Source organism: Bacillus cereus group sp. BfR-BA-01355 (genome assembly GCF_022663675.1).
Classification (GTDB): domain Bacteria; phylum Bacillota; class Bacilli; order Bacillales; family Bacillaceae_G; genus Bacillus_A; species Bacillus_A thuringiensis_S.
The window spans coordinates 1-2,167 of record NZ_JAKUFY010000238.1 but is presented as its reverse complement, the minus strand read 5'-3'; the positions used below and the strand labels follow the sequence as shown (position 1 = coordinate 2,167).

The following is a 2,167-nucleotide window of genomic DNA, read 5'->3' as shown; positions in this document are numbered from 1 at the left end:
ATAAAATTAAATCAGAATTTTATAATTTTATTGTAGAAATGAAAAAGTCTCGATAACTGGACCATACCTTACAGGCCCATCCAGCTAAAATTACCTAAGTTTAAACTCATCAAAATTTTTTCTTTCTTGTACAAAGGCATGAAACTCCAAACTATTTCGAAAAGAATCTCTAAGTTGAAATTTTATAGATTTACCGAAATAAACCCATTTAATCTTGTATAAGATGTGCTCATTCTTACCAAAGATCTATATATTTTTGAAGTCCTTCAAAAGGCTATCCCGAACCTTTTGGCACTTTAATTTTTATAGAAATATATCTGCTTCCAAAAATATACCTTTTGATATGCAATGAAATAAAAATGATATAATACTAACCTATATAACAAAAAAGCACTCGCTATGGATGCTTTAGCCTACATATTCTTCAATTTTACTAAAGATACCATTAATAGCAGGTACTACGCATGCAGATGCTACAATTGCAGAAATAAGTTTAACAAAAACAAGCTTACAGTCATATTAACACCCCCTTCTCTAATAATAAGTAGAAAACATTACATGAATTTTAAAATCTTTTATATTAATGTTATTTTTTGTTTATCTTTGTTACAAAGATAAACACGCTCATTAAAGAGCGCGTTTTAATACTGCCACTAATTCATTTATACTTTTCATTTCTTCAATGAAGTCTTCATGTCTTGAATATAGCCAAGATGTGTTCTTATCTTCTTCTGAAATAACTTCTTTAAGTTCGCGTTCTAATCTTTCGTACTTTGCAAAAAAGTCTTCGAACATTACTGGCTAATTAGTTTAAAGTTTCTTGTCCTATGTTCAAAAAGTTTAAGCTTTCATGTCCCGTTATTGAGACATGAAAGTACCTACAAAATTTATGGTAATGGCTATTTATCTTTATTTAATATAATGAGTTTATACCCTGAAAATTCTCATGATAAAATATTTACTAAAGTTCTCAAAAAAATCTCAGTTATTTCCTTTAGTTTTGCTGTATTAGGAATATCATTTGGTGTAATACATGAATTATTAAGAGCATGGAGTCTCAGTATAATGGCAAATTATTGGTTTCTAATGCTAGGCTTATATGTAACAAACATAATGTCATTAGTTATTATAGTGTTTGCAAATCAAATTGATCAACATTATCCCTGGATATATAGAACTCTTATACTTTTAAATCTACTCCTTACCTTAGGGCCAGTTTTATTGCCAATATTTATTCTGATTCTTGGAAATGGCATGAACGCACATACAATATGGTAATAGTATTTAAGTTACATAAGTCAAGGCTGACATATAGGCTTCTACATATTTTAAGAGCGTGTTTAATAACCAAAAATTAAACATGCTCTTTTTAATTATGAGCGATTCACCCAATACCCATCCTGACATGATTACGCAGAATCCCTTTTAACTAGTTTTTTATATAAAAATACAATAGCCCGAATTGTTTAAGTGACTGACTTTTTGATTTGAATAATGAATTAGCTTCATTATTCAAATCAAAAATGGTTAGAGTACTGTTTATCTACCAATACCCTCGCCATCTTACTTATATAATTTAATCTCATTGATCATTAGTTTTTTTATGCATCAAATTTTTTGCTTTTGAGTAAAGAATAGCTCTTCTAATACATACATTTGCGACAACAAAGCAAATGATACCATTAATTCCCACGTCTGATGTATGCTGGTTTAATTCTTCAAAATATATTTCAAACTAAAACGTAAATCTTCTTATCTTTTTCATAAATTCTTATTTGAGTTGTAGAAGCACAAATTAATCCTAGAATTTCTTCAGAAATGAGCAACATAATAAAAAAGTTGAGAATTCTCCAACTTTTTTATATCACTATTGTCTTATTAATCCTGTAGATTTAACCTGATATATCCTTTTCTTTCCTATATATTCCTGTTTTCCATTCTCAAGGTTAGTTAAAGTCGCTCGTGTTTTTTCCTTTGCTGCTTCCCCTTCTACATGAGTAAATTCTATATAATCTCCCACTTTTATAGGTACTGTTTGGGTTTCAGCATTTTGTTGTCTATTACCCAGGATTTCCTTATTGTATATAATGCTACCAGACGAGTTCTGGACTTTAATACTTGCATATGTACTATTGAAGTAAGAATGCGGTACGCCTGCTTCTAATTT

3 protein-coding genes are annotated in these 2,167 nt (G+C 29.4%); 1 reads left to right on the top strand and 2 read right to left on the bottom strand.

All coding sequences use genetic code 11. The features are described 5' to 3' along the window. Nucleotides 1–627: 627 nt before the first annotated feature. Nucleotides 628–795: a hypothetical protein gene (locus tag MR167_RS31235; protein ID WP_000461079.1), complete on the bottom strand. Its 168-nt coding sequence runs from the start codon at nucleotides 793–795 to the stop codon at nucleotides 628–630. A 66-nt stretch (nucleotides 796–861) separates the two neighbouring features. On the opposite strand from MR167_RS31235, the gene MR167_RS31230 reads away from it, so the two are divergent. After that, nucleotides 862–1,278, top strand: coding sequence for a DUF3902 family protein (locus MR167_RS31230; protein ID WP_255787495.1), 417 nt, complete (start codon nucleotides 862–864; stop codon nucleotides 1,276–1,278). A 589-nt stretch (nucleotides 1,279–1,867) separates the two neighbouring features. Here MR167_RS31230 and MR167_RS31225 read toward each other — a convergent pair. Then, a partial coding sequence (locus MR167_RS31225) for a putative mucin/carbohydrate-binding domain-containing protein (RefSeq protein WP_276575836.1) occupies nucleotides 1,868–2,167 on the bottom strand: 300 nt, incomplete at its 5' end.